Source organism: Desulfomonile tiedjei DSM 6799 (assembly GCF_000266945.1).
In the GTDB taxonomy this organism is placed as follows: Bacteria; Desulfobacterota; Desulfomonilia; order Desulfomonilales; family Desulfomonilaceae; genus Desulfomonile; species Desulfomonile tiedjei.
The window spans coordinates 1,864,749-1,886,056 of sequence record NC_018025.1 but is presented as its reverse complement, the minus strand read 5'-3'; the positions used below and the strand labels follow the sequence as shown (position 1 = coordinate 1,886,056).

Sequence of the window (21,308 nt, the reverse complement as noted above, 5' to 3'; positions counted from 1 at the left end):
CGGGAATCTGCTGAGCTAACGGCACAATCTATTTACAGGAAGTTCCCAAATCCAATTTCTTTAGGGTGAATCGGTATTGGATGCCGGTTTTTTCGCGGGCAATCTCCCCATAAAACGGGGTCCGAGCACGAAGACCGCGCCGGAGTACAGTGCGAGAGTGATCGCAACTGCCGGGTGCAGCGTGACAACGGGTTCCAAGCCTACAAAAACAACCACACTTGCAATACCCAGCAAAAGGGGAAATAAGAAATCTTTCCACCCGAAAAAACGGAAGCGGATCTGGCAGTATAAGAACGTAAACACCATCATTGACAGCTTCGTGAGAATGATTACCAGACAAGCGCCCTCCAACCCGAGAGGCGCAACCAGAACGAGATTGAAAACCAGGTTCAACAAGGTTGCTGCAATAGTAAATATCAGGAGCGTCTTGGCTGCTCCCGCAACCATCATTACATACGAAAACAGGTTATTCTCGAAAGAGATGAGGATCGTCCACACAAGGTACTGCTGCATCCAGATTGCCTGTTCGTAGCCCTGACCGTACACGAGACCGATCATCAGTCCGCTTTCCGTATGGAGAACGAACATGATGGGAAACGCGAGAGCCATCAACCATTGAGCATTGCTTCGCACGAGTTTGTCGACACTTTGCCTGCGTTTCCACCAGAGGGTTGCCAGAAGCGGGAAAATGACCCAGCCAAGGAATTGCTCGCTCGCAAGGATTGAAACAGGGTCAACCAGATTCCATGTTGCGCTGTACAGAGCGACGCCCTTTACGCCCGCTGCCTCTTCAAGGAAAAAGATGTTGGTTTTATTGTAAATAATCCCAAGAATCTCGATCACAGCGAAAACAGAAGCAGCGCTGAACACCTTCCAGACCATGGGCCAATTCGGAATGGAAACAATCCTGGCAGAATAATCCTTCAGGTAATCAGCCGCGCCGTACCAGGTTCGGATGCCTGCAGAAATCAGCTTGAAAAGACTTACGACAATGGGACTGAACCCCAATGCTGCAGTGCCGAATCCGAATCCATAAGATACGACGGATGAAGTAATACGAGCCCGCGCTTCCCTGTCCTGGAGTCCTCGAACACGAAAATCGGCAAAAAACGTCTCTGCAAACGCTTCCAAGGCGAATCCGAGACACACGAAAACAATGACGAGCCCCATCTGCAAAGAAAAACCGCGGTAAAACACAATCCCAAAAATTACCACCATTGAAGGGACCAGGAGGAGAAACTTGATCACGTTTACGCGATTGAGTATTTCCGGTTCTTCTCCCGGACTTGCGGACCCGAGATCCGATACGAGCGGATAATACAGCCCGAATTGCACGACTTTCATCACGATGCTTCCGGCAGCCATGGCGTACATGACCTCTCCGAAAACCGACGCGTCCAGCCGGGCAAGGTACAAAAAGAACACCATGCTTGTGACTGCCTCGATACCTTGGGCCGAAAGCAGGTGGGCAAATCGCTGCATAATGCTTTTTTGAGGCGAACTGCTCGAAACTGTCGCCGTGATCGAATCTCTATCTGTGTGCAATATTGACCGCCTTCTTGGAAAAGAGCACTTTACCACCGGCAATTCGGGAAGGCGAATAATTTCAATTTGGCCGCTTTTTTCCTATCGGTTGAAGTTTGAGTGAGTGCTTCGACTCTTTACACAGTTGAGCGCCTCGTGTGGCGATGCTATACTCTGAGAGATAATTAAGGATTTCGCGTTTGGAGCATGTACGTTGAGAATTGATGACTTGATGACCATGTGCTGGCGTCTGGTACTGCGTAACAGGAGGCGGTACAAAGCGGTCATTGCAGGAATAGCCTTCGGCACGGCTGGGTTCATCCTGATACAGACAATGGGGGACTCGGTTGAGAAGAAGATGGGTGAGCACCTGGAATTGCTAGGTGAAGCTACTGTTATAAAAGCGGAGTACAAGAACGACCTGGAATTTCATCCCGGCGAATTCGTCAATTCGGATGTAAATAATCTTAAACAACTCAATGACGTTATTGCCGTTGCGCCTGTGGTTACACTTCCCAAAGTCGAGGCATATTTTCAGACGACTCAATGGGGACCAGGACTATTCGGCATAAATCACGAGTACTGGATGACTCAGACCTGTCGCCTACAAAGCGGGAGACTGATCGGCCCCTCGGATGTTGTAGGGCGTAAACCGGTGGTGGTGCTCGGACAGGATGTGGTCAAATATCTGTTCAAGAATGTCGATCCGGTGGGACAGGTCATCCGATTAGGTAATTTGAGCTTCAAAGTGATCGGTACACTCGGAGGAATACAGCACACGGATATTCGGAGAGGAGTATTTATCCCCATTACTACAGCTCAAAGCTTATTCCAGGGCGTTTCCTCCATTCACAATATCTACGTCAGGGTAAGCAACTGGAATGATGTGGATCGAGTTCGGTTGGAGGTGCAGGACGTTCTAAACAACAACCATAAAGGTTACGAGAACGCAATGCGCATTGTCTATTTTCCGAAGAGGATTGAAAAGGTCAAGTCTACCGTGTACCTGGTGAAGCTATTTATCTGGGCTGCATTGGGGGTGACGCTGGTTCTGGGCGGGCTCGGAATTATGAATGTCATGCTTGCCGCGGTGCAGGACCGAACAAAAGAGATCGGCCTCAGAAAGGCACTGGGTGCCAAGGAGGAACTCATACTCCTGCAATTCCTTACCGAATCGGGCCTGATCAGTATGTTCGCGGGCGCAATAGGCGTGCTGGTAGGGATCGTATCTGTGTATCTCCTGAAGGATCCCATAGGGGTTGATATCTCGCTTCAAATACTGTTCACGAGTGTAGCAGGAGGACTGCTCTTTACCATGTGCCTCGGGATTGTTTCCGGCCTGTATCCATCGGTGCGCGCGAGTCGTCTGGATTCAGTGACTGCCATGCGATTCGAGTAGCCTATCCCGGTAACCCTCAGCAAAACAATTTGGAAAGGCGATTGCATGACATTTATCGTACGGCCGATAGGAAAGGTGCGATCTTCGCTCAAGGAATTGAGTCAGTGTCCGAACCAGGGTTCCGAGGGAGCACCTGAAGCCTGGATCGAACTTGATCCGGAATTCACGGATGCTACCGATGGATTGCAGGCGGGATCGGAAATTGTCTTGTTCACCTGGATGCATCTGGCAGACCGTTCCGTGTTACGGGTCCACCCTCAGAAAAATAAGAACAAGCCCTTGAAAGGGGTATTCGCGACACGATCGCCTGCGCGTCCGAATCCTATCGGCCTACATCCGGTGACCATTGTCAAAATGGAGTCCACCACCAGATTTCTGGTGAGCCCGTTGGAAGCGTTGGACGATACACCCGTCATTGACATCAAGATCGCACGAGCGGAAGACACGTGGAACAATGCATCTCTCCAGTAATATGGACTTGCAGTCGAGACACGTCTCATTGAGGCCGTAATACCATTTCGCAGTGATGCACATATATCAATTGCCAAGACCAGTGTCCGATTGAAGATGGGGTATTGGTGGGTGCCGTGCCTCCGTGCCGGCACATATTCGACATAATCAATGATATCGATAGAATGGACCGGCAGGGAGAAAGTGTCTCAAAATTCTCGAATGCACACAAATCGTGCCACGATTATCCATCTCTATAAACTGACAGCGTGGCCAATGTAGGATGCGATGACCAACGGGAATCGCATCAGTCGAGGTCTTTCGCGACCGATGCGATTCGCTTCGCTCATCACATCCTACGTGAGCTACAATCAGGCCGTGAAGATGATGAGAATTTCGTGCCACGATCTGAGATAGATTTCGACTTTTGAAACAGTTTCGGGACGCCGGTCCCTGCTAGTATCTTGTACGGGAGCACGGGATAAACGTCAGAATTCCTGGCAATCGCTACAACTCAGCGAAGGCTGGGGTGTCCTGAGTGGAGTGATTAGACGGCTTTGCGTCCGGAGCGAAGGATACCTCGAGCCTTCCCAGATTGTGAAAAGAAAAGCGAATCGGTATAAGAGAAATCATCCGAGCAAAGAGCGAATCTCTCGGCAAATGTCTCTATAATGGAAGGGTTACCGAAATCCGACATTTATTCTTAACGCTTCCTGCACCCTTATGATATGACAGTCCCGTGGCCGACCGCGCCCAATTTCTCTTCGTACAATTTTCTTGACAAAGGTCCGATGGTGGGTGATGATCACTTACCATTTTGGGATTAGTCTGTTGGCAGCATAGTAAGAATCCTTCTTAATTAAACCTCTTTTTCTGAGTGGGTCACATTTACCGGTTGCTCTCGAGCGCTCCCGGTGGGAGGTCATTTATGACAGAAAAATTCGTCATTGTAGGGGCAAAGAGAACTCCTTTCGGAAAATACCTGGGCTCGCTTTCCGGCACTGAGCCGCTGGATCTCGGAGTGCATGCAGCCCAGGCTGCTCTGAATGCTCAGGGAAAGGATCTCAAGGCGGAAATCGATCAGGTGTTCGTCGGGAACTGCATTCCTGCCGCATTCGAAACAGGTTCGGTAACCGGCAGGCAAATGGCCCTGAAGCTCGGGATAGACAAATTCACCATCACGCTGGATACGGCATGTTGCTCGCCGCTTACTGCCCTTCGCATGGCTTTATGGGCGCTCCGTCTGGGTGAAGTTTCTTCCGCCCTGGTGATAGGCGTCGAATCCATGAGCCTGGTGCCTCACATGTCACGGCAACTCAGGGCGGGAATTCGCATTGGTGAAGTTAAACTGAAGGACCAGATTTTCCCTATCAGTTATCCCGGTTACAATTCCGTGGCTGTCGATGCTTCCGACGGCGCTGCCAAATACGAGGTCCCGAAACGTATGCTGGATAGCTGGGCGATGGCATCCCACCTCAAATGGCTAAAAGCTCAGGAACAGGGAAAATTCGCGGACGAAATCGCTCCCATGATGGTCTCCAAGGGAAAGGAGAAATTCAGGTTTGAACTGGATGAATTTCCCCGGCCGAACGGAAATCTTGCAGCCATTGAACAGCTTCCTCCCGTATTCGGGGCCAGGACGACCACAGCGGGAAATGCTCCCGGCTTGAATGACGGCGCATCTGCCATGGTGGTCATGACCGAGACCAGGGCACAGAAACTCGGATTGACTCCATTGGCAACCATTGTAGAAATGGCCGGAGAAACGGACATGCCCTATGGTATCTCCTGGATACCAGCATTGACCATCAAAAAGGTCCTGACCAGGGCAGGCGTGGATCTCGATACGATCGATCTCATCGAAATCAACGAAGCTTTTGCGGCCATGCCTCTGGTAAGCACGAAGATACTAGCTCGGAACGATGTGGACAAGTGGTACGATCTTCTCAAAAAGACGAACGTAAATGGTGGAGCGATCGCCATAGGCCACCCGGTGGGAGCCTCGGGACTCAGAATTACCATGACCATGATGTATGAACTCCGTCGCAGGGGCGGAGGAATGGGGGTTGCGGCGATTTGCGGCGGCCTCACCCAGGGCGAGGCTGCCCTCATAAGGGTTTAAAGGGGAGTATTGACATGCCTGAAGTCGCATACCATTTGGATCAGGCCACTCGTGTGGCCACTTTTGTCATAGATACGGCCGGCCCGGTAAACACCATTGGGCTGCAATTCATAACCGATCTCGAAAAAGCTTCCGCACGGGCGCAAAAAGATGCCGTGAATGGAGTCGTCATTGTTTCGGCAAAGAAGAAGAGCTTCCTCGATGGAGCAAATCTGAAGGAAATCATCACTGATGCCACTCCTCAAACCGCTCGGCTGACAGTCCGGAGATATCAGGATGCTCTTGCCGATCTTGCAGAAAGCCCATTTCCCGTAGTGGCTGCTCTGAACAATCAGTCAGCACTGGGTGGCGGTTTCGAGCTGCTGTTGTGGGCCTGCGATCATATTTTTGCCACACCGGGATCGAAGATGGGACTGCCTGAAGTGAGCGTGGGACTCTTTCCTGCAGGTGGTGGCACGCAGACGCTGAAGCGAGTCGTTGGTTTCAAAACCGCTGTGGACATGATTACCACCGCTCGGGTTGTTCCAGTGGAGGCGTTGGCAGCATCGGGAGCATTCACCGTATGCTCGCCGGCCGATCTGATGCAAAAAGCGACGGAGTGGACCGCGACGCACTCGGGTGCGATCAACCGCAATTATGATCCCGATTACGTCGAGCCCGATGCACCAGGATTGGAAGAAAAACAGGCGATCCTCAACAGTGCCCGATTCCGTTATACTATCAGCCCGTACAGACCGTATCTCATTGCAGCCATTGATGCTCTCGAAGCAGGGCTGACACTTTCGTTCGATGATGCGGTGAAGAAAGAAGTGGATCTATTCGTGCCTTTACTGTTCCACGAGAACAGCCGCAACAAGATCGATTTGTTCTTTCTCGCAACCAGCCTCGGCCCCAAACTTGCCAGAGTTGATGCCTCCAAAGCAGTACCCGTGGACCGCATTGCGGTGATCGGCGCAGGCCTCATGGGATTGGGCATAGCTCAGATAGCCGCAGATAAGGGAATAAGGACTCTGTTGATAGATGTTGACGAAACCAGGGTAAAAGCTGCCGTAGAAAACCTCAGTGAGACACTTGAAGATCTCGTGATTCGCGGAAGGTGGGCTCGTGCACGAAAAGATGCGGTATTATCGAATATTTCGTGGACCGTTGATTATTCGGACTTGAAAGGCATCCCGCTCATCATCGAATGCGTATTTGAGGATCCGGATCTCAAGAAACGGATTCTCGCTCATGTGCAGGCTGTCAACCCGGATGCCATATTCGCATCGAACACATCTACCATTCCTATGGCCGAGATCTCGGAAGGAGCGATCAGACCTGAGCAGGTGGTGGGAATGCATTTCTTCTCGCCGGTTCCGCTCATGCCCCTTCTGGAAGTCATCCAGGGGAAGAATTCCAGTCAAGCCGCAGTGGCCACGGTAGTCACTGTGGGAAGGGCAATCGGAAAGACGGTCATTCTCATGGGTGACGGGCCGGGATTCTATACGAGCAGGACTTTCGGCACTTTCGTAAATAACGGGATCAGACTGGTTGAATTAGGGGTTTCTCCCTGGGATGTCGATATGCTTGCATTGCAGGCAGGATTCCCCCAGGGACCTTTGCACATCTACGGAACAGCGGGTGGCAACGTCATTTACCACGCGGGGAACTTCCTTGCTCGGAAATTCAAGGGTAGATTAGAGCTTCCCGAGTCGCTCGGCCGTCTGTATGAGGCGGGTTGCACGGGAGCAGGCAAGCCTTGTTTCTATCTGGACTCAAAAAGGATGCTTCGAGATGAATCGATCCTTCAGCACATTGCATATGCCGAGGGTTTTCCTCTACCTTCCGATGAGGATGTCAAAGACATTCTCCTGCTGGGAATGGTGAATGAAGCCTTCTGGTGCATGAGCGAAGGCGTGCTCAAGGACTTTTACAGCATGGATTTAGGGGCGGTATTGGGAATCGGCTTTCCTGACTGCTGGCACGGACCCGCGAGGTACGTGAGCTTGAAAGGCGTGAGCAACGTAAAAGCCCGTTTGGAAGAGCTTTCAGCAAAGTATCTTATGCCGCAGTTGAAGCCTGCGCCCGAATTCGACCGTCTCATCGCGTGCGGTCTCGAGACCGCATTGATCTGACCGATACAGGAGAGGCTCTTCGAAAGAGCTTCTCCGATTCACGTCCATCCGGACAAAAAATCACATTCAAAGCGTCTTAGAGTAAGCCCATGAAAACGGTCACATCCTTACGAACGGAAAGCACAATCCGAAAGAAACAGCGCAAGCTCTTTCCTCCCGGTCGGACCAAGATCGCGGAGGCTCTGAAACTGCTCCTTGAAGAAAAGGAGTTCAATGCAATAACCACTGCAGAAATTGCCAAGACCGCTTGTGTCACGGAAGCGCTTATTTACAAGTATTTTAAAGATAAGAGAGATCTGCTTCATCAGGTGCTCGGCGAATACCTGGAGTTTTACATTTCTCGAGCTGAAATGGATCTGAAGGGAATCAAGGGATCTTTGAACAAGCTCCGCAAGCTGATGTGGTCTCACATAAATATGTATTCCACGAATCGGGTTTTCGCAAAAATACTACTCCTTGAGGTCCGTAATTACCCGGATTATTTCAAGAGCGACGCTTACGAGTCGGTGAAACGATACTCTAAAATATCCCTTGATGTAATTCAGGAAGGTATCGATAACGGAGAAATCCGCAATGATCTCTCGCCTCTGAGCATCAGGCAGATTGTCCTGGGAGGTGTGGAGCACCTCTGTTTACCCGGCATCATTTTCAACAAGGAGATCTCTCCGGACGAACTCACGGAAGAGCTTTGCGAACTGATTTTCCACGGTATAGCGGCCCGCAAGGACCCGCCCAAATCGCGGCCGAAAAAAGGAGTCGAAAGTGGAAATAATTAACTACACGGAAGAACACCGGATATTCAAGGAAGCCGTTGCCCGCTTTTTCGAGAAGGAAGTCGTACCACATGTGGAGGAATGGGAAGAGGCTGGAATCGTTCCCAAAAGCGTCTGGAAAAAGATGGGCGAACAGGGATTCCTATGCATGCAGGTCCCCGAAGAATACGGCGGAATGGGCGTAGACTTCCTCTATTCCGTCATTCTCATGGAAGAGCTGGCCCGGAGCAATTTTTTCGGCCTGCTCACCGGGCTCCATAGCGATATCGTAGTCCCGTATATCCTGTCGTATGCTTCGGAGGAGTTAAAACACAAGTATCTTCCAAGTTGTATATCGGGCGACATCATCACTGCCGTCGCGATGACGGAACCCAATGCGGGAAGCGATCTCGCAGGCATCCGCACTACCGCCGTTGAAGATGGCGATCATGTAATCATCAACGGTCAGAAGACTTTTATCAGCAGCGGGATAAATGCGGACCTGGTCGTGCTTGCAGTGAGAGATCCGAAGGTAGATAACCCTCACCGGGCCATAGATTTGTACGTGGTTGAAGCCGGAACTCCGGGATTTGAAAAAGGACGGAGACTCAAAAAGATCGGATGGCACAGTCAGGATACAGCGGAGCTCTACTTCAGCGATTGCAGAGTCCACAAATCCCAGCGACTCGGCCAGAAAGGCTCCGGATTTGTCATGCTTATGGAGAAGCTCCAGCAAGAACGGCTTGTGTGCAGTGTCGGAGCGCTTGCCTCAGCCGAGAATATTTTTCAGCTTACCGTCAAGTACTGCGGTGAACGATCGGCCTTCGGCAAACCAATCTCCAAATTTCAGAATACTCAGTTCAAGCTTGTGGAAATGGCAACGGAATTGAAGCTGGCCAGGACGTTTCTCGACAAACTGATTGTAGACCACATGGAGAAAAAAGATGTGGTAACTGAAGTCTCTATGGCAAAATACTGGATAACAGAAGCCGCAACACGGATTATCGACGGCTGTCTCCAACTCCACGGTGGATACGGATACTGCGAAGAATACCCCGTAGCACGAGCATGGCGAGATATCCGAGTCTTCTCGATCTTCGCAGGGACAAACGAAATCATGAAGACTATCGTGGCAAAACGAATGGGCCTGTAGCAATCCGGCCCTCGCATTCGCAATCAAAGAGGTAAAACCGGGGAAACCCTTCTTGTAAGAAGTGTTTCCCCGAGCCCCATCCCAAGAACTTTTAGCATTCGCCTAATTCCCGCTTTTTCCAGCGGAAAAACCGGGAATTAGGCCAGTGTTAAAAGTTTTTTGGAAGGGTCTGGGGAACCTTTTTTACAAAAAAGGTTCCCCAGATTTGCCCCTTTGAAAGCGCATCAGGTGGTGGAATATGGTGCAAGCGCTTTCGGGGTTGAAGGTTCTGGATTTGAGCATGAATCTTCCGGGTCCGTACATGACATGGCTTTTGGCCATGCTTGGCGCGGAAATCGTAAAGATTGAGAATCCCGTAGGTGGAGACTACGCCCGGGCGCTCGGGAGTGGAGGTCAGGAGTCACCCTATTTTGCGGCAGTGAACCGGAACAAGAAGAGTGTGAGCCTGAACCTGAAGCATCCGGAAGGCAAGCGCATCTTTCTCGATCTTCTGGACCATTACGATACGCTGGTGGAGGGATTCAGACCCGGAACCATGGAACGCCTCGGTCTGGGATATTCTGATACGAGCGCACGCAATCCCCGGTTGATTCACGTTTCCATTACCGGTTACGGCCATAACGGCCCGAACCGTCTGCGTGCAGGACATGACCTGAATTATCTGTCGCTTGCAGGTATTATCGGCATGACCGGAACCAGAGACGGCCAACCTGTGGTTCCCGGCGTACAGATTGCGGATCTTGCCGGAGGAGCGCTGTTCGGACTCGTGGGGCTTCTTGCGGCAGTAATCCAGCGTGAACGAACCGGTCGCGGCCAGTTCGTGGACACTGCTATGTTCGATGGCTCTCTTTCTCTCGCGACCATGGTATTTGCAGGAGTGGGCACGGGTATGGAGACTCCTTTGCCGGGGAAAATGCTGCTGAACGGACGATTCCCCTGCTATGGCCTGTACAGAACGAGCGATGGACAGTACATGTCTCTGGGGGCAATCGAACCCAAATTCTGGGTGAATTTTTGCCAGGCTGCGGGAAGACCCGATCTTTTGAATGGCCAGTATGCAGGAGAAAATGTGGTGTCGGAAGTCGCTGCCCTTTTTGCATCCCGTACCAGAGAAGAATGGCTCGAAATCCTCAAAGATGCGGACGCGTGTTGCGAACCGGTCCTTACCTTGAACGAGGCCGTGGAGTCGCCGCTTGTCCGTGCACGGAATATGGTGAACACGTCACCGCAAGGACACCCTGTTCTTGCCTGTCCGCTGAAGCTCTCGGAATCTCCCGTTCCGGAGGATTGTCCCGCCCCTGATTTGGGTCAGAATAATCAAGAAATTTTGGGAAAATTGGGCTTACAAGAGAAAGACCTGCTGGAATTGCGGTCAAAAGGGGTAATTTAGGGCATGCGGATAGCGTTATACTGGTTTGCATTCAAAGAGATAAAATCTGGGAAACCCTTCTTGTAAGAAGTGTTTCCCAGACCCTTCCCAAGAACTTTTAATATTCGCCCAAGCCCACGGTTTTTCTATCGAAAAACTATGGGCTTGGGCGAGTGCTAAAAGTTTTTTGGAGGGTTCGGGATCCTTTTTTACAAAAAAGGTTCCCGGATATTACTGCTTTGAAAGCACACTAGTATTAGGTCTGGCGCCATTCTGCGTCGACATAATCCTGGTCTTGTCCTGCTGGTCTGGCTTGCCCCGCACCGCCCTCGAATGGTGCGCCTTCACCTGGGGCTCCTTGCTGGCCATAGGCAGTTTGACCGTACAGGTTTTGAGCAACCTGATGAGATGCGCTGTTCAGGACATCCATAGCGGAGCGCATACGTTCCATGTCGCCGGAATTCATGGCGTCACGCGCCTGCTGCAGAGCGGATTCCGCTGCAGAGATATCCTCAGATCGCAGCCTGTCTCGGTTCTCTTTCAGTAATCGCTCCACACTGTACGTAAGAGAATCCAGTTGATTGCGGACATCCACCATTTCGCGTTTACGCCTGTCCTCTGCGGAATTCCTCTCAGCCTCACGGACCATCCTCTGAATTTCGTCTTCAGAGAGCCCACTGGAAGCGGTAATGGTAATGTCCTGCTTCCGCCCGGTTCCCTTGTCCAGGGCCGATACATTCACTATGCCATTGGCGTCGATGTCGAAGGTAACCTCGATCTGAGGGACACCTCGTGGAGCAGGCGGGATTCCGGTCAAATGGAATCTCCCCAGGGTTCTGTTGTCCGCTGCCATTTCGCGCTCACCCTGGACCACATGGACCTCAACACTGTCCTGACCGTCCGCTGCTGTGGAGAAGATCTCGGTTTTTCGAGTTGGAACCGTTGTATTACGGTCTATGAGTCTCGTCATGACACCGCCGAGTGTCTCGATACCCAGTGAAAGCGGGGTAACATCGAGCAACAGTACGTCGGAAACCTCTCCTGAAAGGACCCCAGCCTGAACCGCTGCGCCCAATGCCACTACCTCATCCGGATTAACCCCTTTATGTGGCTCTTTTCCGAAGAATCCTTTTACCTTTTCCACGACCATGGGGATTCTCGTGGAACCGCCCACCAGAACGACCTCATCTATATCGCGGGCAGAAATGCCTGCATCCTGAATTGCACGCCTGCAGGGCTCCATGGTTCTCTCGATCAGGTCTTGAACCAGCGATTCGAATTTGGCCCGCGTCAGTTTTACATTCAGGTGCTTTGGACCTGAAGCATCAGCCGTGACGAAAGGCAGATTGACATCGGTCTCCATGGTTGAGGACAATTCTATCTTTGCTTTTTCCGCAGCTTCTTTGAGCCTCTGCATTGCCATGGGATCGCGGCCGAGGTCAATTCCCTGATCCTTTTTAAATTCATCCACCAACCACTGGATGATACGCAAGTCCAGATCGTCCCCACCGAGATGAGTGTCTCCGTTGGTAGATTTGACTTCAACTACACCTTCTCCGACTTCCAGAATGGAAATATCGAACGTTCCGCCGCCGAAATCGTACACTGCAATTTGCTCGTTCTTCTTCTTGTCGAGTCCGTATGCCAGAGCCGCGGCTGTAGGTTCGTTGATGATCCTCAATACCTTGAGACCCGCAATACGGCCTGCATCTTTTGTAGCCTGACGTTGCGCATCGTTGAAATACGCGGGAACCGTGATAACCGCGTCAGTTACTTTTTCACCGAGATAATCTTCCGCAGCTTTTTTGAGCTTCTGAAGAATCATCGCGGAAATTTCCGGTGGAGAATAAGTTTTTCCCTGCGCTTTTATCCTCACATCCCCTTCAGAACCGGGAGTGACATCGTACGTGATGGTTTTTAGCTCTTGCTGCACTTCATCATAGCGTCTGCCCATGAATCGCTTGATGGAGGAGATTGTGTTTTTCGGATTGGTGACTGCCTGCCGTTTTGCCAATTGCCCGACCAACCGTTCTCCTTTGTCAGTAAAAGCCACTACCGAGGGCGTTAGCCTGGAGCCTTCTTCATTTACTATTACTTCCGGTGATTTTCCCACCGTAACAGCGACGACTGAATTTGTCGTGCCAAGATCTATGCCAATGGGTTTGGACATTATGAGTTTACCTCCACGGGAATTTAACCGTTCAGGTTATTTCTCAGATAAGCATCCCCTACCCCGTGTCAACCGACTGGAGATAAACTGTATCAAATAATCAGGCAATGATTGACTTACCCTCCTCACCTCTGCAATAATAGGATAGTTTTTGCGCTTGGATAAACTCCATTCGGTAACTATATGCTCCAACGGAAAGGGCTATGTTTATCAAATTTTGGGGAGTTCACGGCAGCTTGCCCCGTCCCGGGCCTACCACACTGAAATTTGGCGGCAATACTGCATGCGTCGAGGTTCGTTGCGACAAGACCCTGATCATCTTTGACGCGGGAACCGGAATACGGGAACTCGGCGAAGCTATGTGCAAAAGCTTCAGAACCACTCCGCGAAAAATTTGCGGCCACATTTTCTTTTCTCACCTGCATTGGGACCATGTTCAAGGATTTCCCTTCTTTGCCCCGGCTTTCACCAATGGAAACGAGTTCCATCTGTACGGCGGAAAAGACTTGAGTTCCACGATACATCGGATCATGCGAGAACAGATGGACTATCCCAATTTTCCGGTTCGGTTGGATGAACTGGCTGCAATGCTGACTTTCCACAATCTGGATCCGGGAGAACAAGTCTCGATCGACGGTGCGCTTGTACAAGCCGAGCGGCTCAATCATCCCGGCGGCAGCTTCGGATACCGCCTTGAATTCTGCTCGAAAACCGTGGTCTATGCGAGCGACACCGAACACATGGAAGGCATACACCCCGAAATGCTGAAGCTTGCAGCGGATGCGGACATTCTGATTTACGACAGTATGTTTACGCCAGAGCAGTATCTCGGACTGTGGGATGATATCTCACGACAATCGTGGGGACACAGCACATGGGAAGCAGCCGTGGAATTAGCTGTTGCAGCCAGAGTGAAGCGCCTGATTCTCTTTCATCACGGAAACAGCGACGATCTCGTCGAGGAAATCGAACGTAAAGCCCAGCAAAAATTCCCTAATAGTCAAGCCGCATACGAAGGTCTCGAAATAGAATTGTAGCCCATCAAGCCATCGAATGTCGAAAATCGACAACCGAAGAATTGCGATTTTAGGAAGGAGTGCGATGGTTTTTTCTATAACGGATTGTTCCTTTCGCTCCGCTATTGGCGCTCATATGGCTGAGGCGTGCCGGCCGGAGCCCCAACGGGGCGATCCAAATGTAGCCATGGGTGGAACCCATGGAAAGAATTGTAGCCAAACCGACCAGTGAGGACCCTAGCGGGGTCCACTATCGTTCAACTTGAACTCGGATGAACTCAATGGCGGACCCTTCCAGGGTCCTAGCCTTTATGCTGTGGCACGCCGTTACCCACGGGTTTGCGAAACTGTCTCAAAATTCTCGAATGCACAAAAATCGTGCCACGATTCATCATCCCTGTAGGGGCAGGTCTCGTGCCTGCCCTCCCGCAATGACCGGCACGGAGGCCGGTCTTTACCGGGCACCCACGAGGGGCTCCCCTACAGTCAGGCCGTGAAGATGATGAGAAGTTCGTGCCACGATCCAGGATAGATTACGACTTTTGAGACAGTTTCTTGCACCCGTGGCTACTCATGGTTCGTCCCTTCGGGACTTTCGAACTTTGAGCCAAGTGGTGCCCCAACGCAAAGGTGGCAAATTCGCGGAGCTAATGACATAATCCATCTGTAAAAAGCCTCTCCCTCAAGTTCCCGTATGGGTTTTCCCGGTTTTTTGCTTTGATGACAAAAGGTATCAATCCGGAGAAATCACCTTTGTCGCGCCGTTGAGAGATTCGATTACCTCGAACATGTTGGTAACGCGTCCCACTTTGAGTCGATCCACAAGGCCGAAGTGTTCGAGACAAGTCCCGCAAGAGAGAATCTCAACGCCTCTGTCTGCCAGGACGGAAATAGCTTCAACAGCCTCTTCGTCCAGTGTCGTCAGTTTCACTCCCGCATTAATGAAGATGATTTTCCATGGAACAGGTGCGACATCGATCAACGTGCGCAGGAATCCGCGAATGAGCTTTCGACCGAGTTCATCGTCGCCGCGGCCCATGCAGTCGTTGCCCACGTACACTACGTTCTTGCCGTTCAGGGATTCTTGCTCCACTGGAGAAGATTGCGATTCCGTGGGCTTATTTTCGGGAGATGCCGTATCCTGAACTCGTTCCAACAGTAACTCGAATTCGTCAGCCCCCATCTCACGTACCTGAACGCCCAAACCCTGGCTCGAGGCAAATCTCTTCACGTTTTCACGGGACGTAATATTGTCCACGAGAATTCTCAGTTGGGAGGCAACCGATTCTTCAAGAGCCTTCCTTGTCTCCAACACGGGTTGAGGACATGAGAGACCGCGGCAATCAACCGTTTGTACTTCACCCATTCAAACCTCCTGGGGCCACCCGCTCTGATGAGAAAAGGATTTTTTCTGTCGGGCCGGGGCGCTTCCGTGCTACTATAATCGGCACGCGGGCAAACCGCGGCTTTTCCTATATTTAATATAGCTCATACCTTTTACTATTATCAAGCTAAGGAGAGTAGGTTGCAACATATCGGTGTAATCGGCGCAGGAAACATGGGTTTCGCCCTTATTAGAGGATTTGTGTCATCGGGCAAATCTTTGGGTGAACACATTCGAGTCTTTGACGTGGACCAAACCCGGTTAAGCGTGCTCAAGAACGAGTTCGGCGTGGTGCCGGTAACAACATTGACTGATGTTGCGACAACCGATACCGAGATACTCATTGTAGCGATCAAACCGCAAATCATGCCCGCTGTGCTGGATGAGCTTGCGTCACATATCGGCGAAACGAAACTCGTGATTTCCATAGCCGCAGGGATATCTACCCGAACTATGCTTTCGCGTCTTTCCCAGCGCGCTCGCGTCATCCGAGTGATGCCGAATGCACCCGCAATGGTGGGATTCGGTGCAGCAGCACTGTGCAAAGCCGGAGGAGCGGATCAGAAAGATATGGACGTCGCTCTGGATCTGTTCTCTGCCGTCGGAGTCGCAGTTGCGGTGGACGAAAAGTACATGAACGTGGTGACAGCCCTTTCAGGAAGCGGGCCGGGGTACCTTTTTCCGATCATGGAGGCATTTACCGACGGAGCTGTCCGTATGGGACTCGATCGGGTTACCGCGCGGGCTTTGACAGTGCAAACCTTCCTGGGTTCCGCAAAAATGGCGGAAACCGGTGCGTCCTTCAGCGAGCTGAAAGATCGGATCACGTCTCCTGGCGGAACAACCATTGCCGGATTGCAGGAGATGGAACGGGCCGGATTACGGGGAATCCTCATGGACGTCATCGAAGCGGCCACAAACCGAGCCCAGGAGCTGGATAAAGATTAGCGGTTAACGCCTATGGTCCCGAAAATCACGGTCAGAAACAGGTAGCACTCTACGGAACATGGAAAGACGATTTCACTGCCCATCGTGCGGAGCCGCACACCTGGTTACGAATCCCGGAATCCTGATGAAGATCTGCGATTATTGCCGGACCGCGATCTACTGGGATGACGAATCGGCTTTGCGCGCAGGTAACAAATCGTTGGATCTGCCTCTCTCAGCCCGATTCAAGGTGGGTGCATCGGGGAAACTCAAGAAGGAATCCTTTCGGGTACTCGGCCGGCTCGTATACGCCCACGACACTGGAACCTGGAACGAGTGGTACGTTGAGATGCAGGACGGGTCGATCCTGTGGCTAAGCGAGGATGAAGGCGAGCTCTTTCTGGAAAAACCATTTACTCTCACCGGACCTGTTCCTCCTTTTGACGATCTAAAGCCCGGAATGGAAATCGCCCTGGGCCCCAAGATCGGGGTAGTGGAAGAAATCGGGGAAGCACGGTGTATCGGCGGAGAAGGAGAGATTCCCTTTCAGGTGGAGATCGGTGAAACTTATCGTTATGCCGATGGAGCAGGACAGGACGGCAGCTTTTCTTTCGGCCTGGAATATGATGCCGGAACAGGTGCTCCCAGAGCTTTCATCGGACGCATCCTCGAGCTGAAATCAGCCAAGTCGAGCCCTGAAGACAAGACTGCTCCTGAAAGCAGAGTCGGCCTGATTATTCGATGCCCATCCTGCGGAAAGCCGTACGAAGGTGCGCGAGTCTCTACTACAGAAATGGTGGTTTGTGAGGCATGCGGAGCCGGGCTGGATCTCACCGAAGCGCAAGCCAAAGTGGTGGGAAAAAATGAAGATCCTGAGCCACTCTTTACTTTTCCCGTGGGAACACCTCTTACTTTTGACAAAGTACAGTACGAGGTCATGGGCAGACTGCTCTATGACGAGCAAGAAGGCACAAAACATTATCGTACTTTCGAATACGTCCTGTACAATCCCGATGCGGGCTATCTATGGCTTTCGGAGGAACGGGGCCATTTTACGTTGAGTTCACCGTTTCACGGTAGCGTGGCAATTCCTCCCGGAATTAAACCCAAGCAGAAAGTCAGAGTCGGTCAGGATACCTTCAAATTCTACGAGCAAGGCACTCAGTCCCTGAAATGGGTGGACGGAGCGCTCCCGTGGCGAGCCGTTGTCGGAGAATCCACCCATTATGTGCATCTGGTAAAGCCACCCGAGTGCATAGACCGCGAAAAAACCGGTAGAGAAATCGAGCTGTTCCGAGGGAGGTACGTCAGTCCTGAAGAAATGCAGGCCGCAGTACCGAAAGGGCGGAGGATTCCCTCCCGAGGTGGAGTGTACTCCTGCCAGCCTTACATTCCCTATGCATCGCTGGTAGGTCTCTGGAAGATTGCATGTGTTTTCCTGATCCTTAACGTGCTTCTGTTGACCTACAGTTGCACGAGTGAGAAAAAGACTGCGGTGCTCCACGAGAAAATAACGTACGATCAGTATTCCAAAGAACACCTGACTCAACCTTTTGCGATCAAACAGGATGGAACTATCTTGCGACTGGCAGGCCATGCCCCTTTGAAGAATTCCTGGCTTGCTCTGGATTTCGCGGTTGTTAACGCTGGAGAAAGCGTAGTCTCCGAATTCTCAGGGGACGCCAGTTACTACTATGGGACTGACTCAGACGGATCCTGGTCCGAGGGATCGTCCAATTTCAGCAGCTATTTCAAAATCAAGAAAGCGGGAACATACAAGTTGCTCGTTCATGCCACAGGAGGAAGCGGTATCAATGGTCCTCCCATGAAAGAGCCTATCCAGATTTCTTTGTATTCAGATGTTACGATTTCGTGGTATTTCTTCATTCCGCTGATTCTTGCCGGTCTGATGACTTTTGCCGAGCCCTTGGGAAGGCTCATTTTCGAAGCCAGACGATGGCAGCAAGTGGCGGAAGATGACGATGATGACTGAGAAGAAGTCGGGAGGAACTTCTTGTAAGAAGTTCCTCCCCGACTTCTTCTCAAGAACTTTCAACACTCGCCGGAACCTGAATTTCTCCTTGGAAATTCAGGTTCCGGCGAATGACAACATTTTCTTGAGTGAGCTTTGTGTAGGCGTTAACTTGATCGCAGCTTGGTTTGCTACGAACACAGAAAGTTGCTTTCTCAATGCAAGAATGGAATGAGAGGACCACACCGTTATGGCGGGTCTGCTTACAAAAATAGTGATAGGAACGCTTCTCCTGTCTTCAACAGTGGTCGCATATGGAGCAGGCTTTCATGGCTGGTTTCTTCCCGCGGACCTGAAGAAACCGGTCAGTTTGAGAGAAGGCTCCACAAGGCATCCAGGAGCGGGATTCGCTTATTTTCTGGGACGAACCCATGCAGGTGGCGGCTACCGCGGAGGCAAGTGACGAAGAAGAGAAATCGGGGAGGAACTTCTTGAAAGAAGTTCCTCCCCGAACCCCTCCTCAAGAACTTTCAACACTCGCCGGAACCTGAATTTCTCCTTGGAAATTCAGGTTCCGGCGAATGGCAAAAGTTTTTCGAGGGGATTTGGGGGGCATTCTTACAAGAGGTCCCCCAATTTCCTCTTCTGAATGCAAAATGGGATTATGCCATTTCGCAGTTGGGCACGTGAGATAGCGGAAGGCTGGGGGTGTCCTGAGCGGAGTGATTAGACGGCTTTGCGTCGTCTGGAGCGAAGGATACTTCCTGCCTCCCAGATTATGAAAAGTAAAGCGAATCGGTATTAAAGAATTTTTCTTTGTGACTTTTTCATTCCGGTCTTTGACGATACCCAGACAGGAAGTTCATGTGAACTCTCCAAGAAAAACGGAAGACCCTTCGGGGAGATGAGAAATGGAACAATTCTGGCACGATTTGAAACCTTTGGCGATGCTCAGCACAGTAATTTACAGCATCATCGGACTTCTGGTGTTCGTTGCAGCGCTCTGGATTATGGATAAAGTAACCCCGTTTTCCATTCAAAAGGAAATCGAGCAGGATCAGAATACTGCGCTGGCAATCATCATGGGATCGGTATTTATCTCTCTGGCAATCATTATCCAGGCAGCGATAAGGTAGCGAACAAACATTATGGCCCCTCGCTTTCCGGGAGTATTTCTCCTTGCCGCGGTGTTCATTGTTGCAGTGTGCGGCTTGGTATATGAGCTTATAGCTGCCTCGCTCTCCAGTTATCTCCTGGGCGGTTCCATAACCCAGTTCTCCATAGTCATTGGAGTATTCCTTTCGGCAATGGGACTCGGGTCCTACCTGACCCGTTATGTGGAAACCCGTCTTTCCGATGCATTCGTGGCCATCCAAATCGGGATCGGGCTTTCGGGCGGATTGTCTGCGGCAGTGCTGCTGCTGACGTTTTCTTTCCTCTCATCGTATCTTCCTGTTCTGATTTGTGTCTTGACCGTAACGGGAACGCTGGTGGGCATGGAAATTCCCCTGCTCATTCGGATCCTGCGCAGCCACGAAGCTCTTCGACTCACGGTTTCCAATGTTTTGGCTCTGGACTATATCGGTGCCCTGATCGCGTCCTGCGCATTTCCGCTCTTGCTGGTCCCTCATTTGGGCATACTCCGGACCAGCTTCCTGTTCGGGCTCGTAAACGTGGGAGTTTCAGCAGTCGCCATTCGGGTCATGGGGCACATGCTCAAGAAGAAGCGTGCTCTTGCAGTTGCTGCGGGAATTTGTGCAGCGATACTGACAGTCGGCTTTATCGGCTCCGGAGCATTCACATCATTCACGGAAAACGCTCTGTATCAGGATAATATCATCCTTGTGCGACAGACACCGTACCAGAGGATCGTAATCACCAAATGGCACAGCGATGTACGAATGTTCATCGATGGCGGTCTGCAATTCTCCAGTGTTGACGAGCACCGCTATCATGAAGCTCTCATCCATCCCGCAATGTCTGCATTACCCGGAGCCGCCCGTGCTCTGGTGCTCGGAGGCGGAGACGGAATGGCTGTGCGGGAACTGCTCAAGTATTCGCACATAAAGAGCATCGATCTGGTCGATCTCGATCCCGAGGTCATCGGTCTGTTCCGTGAAAAACCTTTGCTCGCAGGCTTGTCGAATAATGCGCTTTCAGACCCGAGAGTGAAGGTACACATTCAGGATGCAGGAAAATTCCTTGAGGAATCCGAGGAATTCTGGGATGTGATTTTTCTGGATTTACCGGACCCGAACACACTTTCCTTGGCACGACTCTATACCAAAAGTTTCTATAAGCTGCTTTCCAGGCATTTGAACGCAGGCGGAATTGCGGTCACTCAGGCGACCAGTCCTTTCTATGCTCCCGAGGCCTTCTGGTGCATCGTGAAAACCTGGGAAGAAACTCCTCTTGGGCCGGAAGGAAACGGCCGATTCCATGTCTATCCGTACCATGCGTACGTACCGTCTTTCGGAGATTGGGGATTCGTTATGGCATCACAAAGGGGCCTCGACCCCGGAATGCTCGAACTGGAAAAGAACGTCCCACTCAAATTCCTTAATGATGATGTTCTACATAGTCTGTTTCTCTTTCCGCAAGACTACAAGCCGGTTCGGGATATTGCAGCGAATCGTCTCGACGATCAGGTCCTGGTAAAATATTACCGGCAAGGATGGCGCCGTTTTGGATCGTGAACATTCAGCCGCACAAAGAAGATTCAAGAGCCAAGTATTCGTGAATAGGTGCGGGTAGATACATGGTATGCCTGAGGAATAATGTTCTGCATGCCCCGGTAGACGTCGGCGTCTCTGCCGACGTACGAATTTCCAGGAAGATCCGGTTTCCAGTTATTGAGAATCCGCAGGAGTGATGAAGGAGAGCCATTCCGATTGGGAGCAACCGGCCTCCGTGCCACTGGACGATATGTTGATAAATCAATAAATTGTGAGCGGCA

Annotated in this window: 16 protein-coding genes; 13 read left to right on the top strand and 3 right to left on the bottom strand. The window is 51.3% G+C overall.

Features of this window, described 5'->3' with window-relative positions; translation table 11 throughout:
• Positions 1 to 60: 60 nt before the first annotated feature.
• Positions 61 to 1,482 (bottom strand): MATE family efflux transporter, encoded by a 1,422-nt coding sequence (locus DESTI_RS07915; RefSeq protein WP_157212120.1) that lies wholly within the window; start codon positions 1,480 to 1,482, stop codon positions 61 to 63.
• Positions 1,483 to 1,738: 256 nt separating this feature from the next.
• Between DESTI_RS07915 and DESTI_RS07910 the strand changes: the two genes are divergently transcribed.
• The 7 genes from DESTI_RS07910 (at position 1,739) to DESTI_RS07880 (ending at position 10,904) form a co-directional block, all read left to right on the top strand.
• Positions 1,739 to 2,923: an ABC transporter permease gene (locus DESTI_RS07910; RefSeq protein WP_014809440.1), complete on the top strand. Its 1,185-nt coding sequence runs from the start codon at positions 1,739 to 1,741 to the stop codon at positions 2,921 to 2,923.
• 45 nt (positions 2,924 to 2,968) lie between these two features.
• Positions 2,969 to 3,394, top strand: coding sequence for a tRNA (N6-threonylcarbamoyladenosine(37)-N6)-methyltransferase TrmO (tsaA, locus tag DESTI_RS07905; RefSeq protein ID WP_014809439.1), 426 nt, complete (start codon positions 2,969 to 2,971; stop codon positions 3,392 to 3,394).
• A 907-nt stretch (positions 3,395 to 4,301) separates the two neighbouring features.
• Complete coding sequence (locus DESTI_RS07900) at positions 4,302 to 5,495, top strand: thiolase family protein (protein WP_014809438.1); 1,194 nt, start codon at positions 4,302 to 4,304, stop codon at positions 5,493 to 5,495.
• A 14-nt stretch (positions 5,496 to 5,509) separates the two neighbouring features.
• On the top strand, positions 5,510 to 7,609 hold the full coding sequence (locus DESTI_RS07895; protein WP_014809437.1) for a 3-hydroxyacyl-CoA dehydrogenase NAD-binding domain-containing protein: 2,100 nt from the start codon (positions 5,510 to 5,512) through the stop codon (positions 7,607 to 7,609).
• Between the two features lie 89 nt (positions 7,610 to 7,698).
• The gene (locus DESTI_RS07890) at positions 7,699 to 8,385 is read left to right on the top strand and encodes a TetR/AcrR family transcriptional regulator (RefSeq protein ID WP_014809436.1); all 687 of its coding nucleotides are present in this window, start codon (positions 7,699 to 7,701) and stop codon (positions 8,383 to 8,385) included.
• On the top strand, positions 8,372 to 9,514 hold the full coding sequence (locus tag DESTI_RS07885) for an acyl-CoA dehydrogenase family protein (RefSeq protein WP_014809435.1): 1,143 nt from the start codon (positions 8,372 to 8,374) through the stop codon (positions 9,512 to 9,514). The genes DESTI_RS07890 and DESTI_RS07885 overlap by 14 nt, the downstream gene beginning before the upstream one ends.
• 238 nt (positions 9,515 to 9,752) lie before the next feature.
• Entirely contained in the window at positions 9,753 to 10,904 is a 1,152-nt protein-coding gene (locus DESTI_RS07880; protein ID WP_014809434.1) for a CaiB/BaiF CoA transferase family protein, read from the top strand.
• 235 nt (positions 10,905 to 11,139) lie between these two features.
• Here DESTI_RS07880 and dnaK read toward each other — a convergent pair whose 3' ends face one another.
• On the bottom strand, positions 11,140 to 13,053 hold the full coding sequence (dnaK, locus tag DESTI_RS07875) for a molecular chaperone DnaK (RefSeq protein ID WP_014809433.1): 1,914 nt from the start codon (positions 13,051 to 13,053) through the stop codon (positions 11,140 to 11,142).
• A gap of 203 nt (positions 13,054 to 13,256) precedes the next feature.
• Here dnaK and DESTI_RS07870 point away from each other — a divergent pair, with 203 nt between their 5' ends.
• On the top strand, positions 13,257 to 14,090 hold the full coding sequence (locus DESTI_RS07870) for an MBL fold metallo-hydrolase (protein ID WP_014809432.1): 834 nt from the start codon (positions 13,257 to 13,259) through the stop codon (positions 14,088 to 14,090).
• Between the two features lie 712 nt (positions 14,091 to 14,802).
• Here DESTI_RS07870 and yedF read toward each other — a convergent pair.
• On the bottom strand, positions 14,803 to 15,435 hold the full coding sequence (yedF, locus tag DESTI_RS07865) for a sulfurtransferase-like selenium metabolism protein YedF (protein WP_014809431.1): 633 nt from the start codon (positions 15,433 to 15,435) through the stop codon (positions 14,803 to 14,805).
• Positions 15,436 to 15,594: 159 nt separating this feature from the next.
• Between yedF and proC the strand changes: the two genes are divergently transcribed.
• The 5 genes from proC to DESTI_RS07835 all read left to right on the top strand — a co-directional run bounded on the left by proC (position 15,595) and on the right by DESTI_RS07835 (position 21,048).
• Positions 15,595 to 16,401, top strand: a complete 807-nt coding sequence (gene proC, locus DESTI_RS07860; protein WP_014809430.1) for a pyrroline-5-carboxylate reductase — start codon at positions 15,595 to 15,597, stop codon at positions 16,399 to 16,401.
• A 58-nt stretch (positions 16,402 to 16,459) separates the two neighbouring features.
• Positions 16,460 to 18,373 carry a DUF4178 domain-containing protein gene (locus DESTI_RS07855; protein ID WP_083846668.1) on the top strand — a complete coding sequence of 638 codons (1,914 nt, stop codon included), beginning with the start codon at positions 16,460 to 16,462 and terminating at the stop codon, positions 18,371 to 18,373.
• Positions 18,374 to 18,602: 229 nt separating this feature from the next.
• Positions 18,603 to 18,815, top strand: coding sequence for a hypothetical protein (locus DESTI_RS07845; protein ID WP_014809427.1), 213 nt, complete (start codon positions 18,603 to 18,605; stop codon positions 18,813 to 18,815).
• 448 nt (positions 18,816 to 19,263) lie between these two features.
• On the top strand, positions 19,264 to 19,488 hold the full coding sequence (locus DESTI_RS07840; protein WP_014809425.1) for a DUF350 domain-containing protein: 225 nt from the start codon (positions 19,264 to 19,266) through the stop codon (positions 19,486 to 19,488).
• A gap of 12 nt (positions 19,489 to 19,500) precedes the next feature.
• Entirely contained in the window at positions 19,501 to 21,048 is a 1,548-nt protein-coding gene (locus DESTI_RS07835) for a polyamine aminopropyltransferase (RefSeq protein WP_014809424.1), read from the top strand.
• Positions 21,049 to 21,308: the final 260 nt, after the last annotated feature.